1 protein-coding gene is annotated in these 364 nt (G+C 37.1%); it reads right to left on the bottom strand.

Annotation, left to right across the window (positions count from 1 at the left end):
• Window positions 1-364, bottom strand: a 364-nt coding sequence (locus CCAL9328_RS10795; RefSeq protein ID WP_170000654.1) for a hypothetical protein, incomplete at both ends; no start/stop codon positions are given.

The following is a 364-nucleotide window of genomic DNA, read 5'->3' on the forward strand; positions in this document are numbered from 1 at the left end:
GCTCTTTTTCATTTATTAGCTCTGTTATGGTAGCTAGATTAGCTTCTAAGGTTCTCTTTTTCTCGCTTAGAGTTAATAGCTCTTGTCGTTTTGCTGGTATTGACTGCTCTTTATCTAATATATCAGCTTCTACACTTTTAAGCTCGTTTTGTTTAGCTAGTTTGGCTTCATCCACAGGGATTTTAGCATCAACTCTAGCTATTAGCTCATTTATCTCCTCTTTGGTATAGGCATTAGCTTGTATAATATTAGAGCTAAGCCTATTAAGACGCTTAAAGTCATCACTAACAACTATATAGCTCACTCCAGCATTCTGGCCACTACTATATGCGTGTGATACATAGCATATATAGCTTTCCCCTGC

This window comes from Campylobacter sp. RM9328 (genome assembly GCF_012978615.1).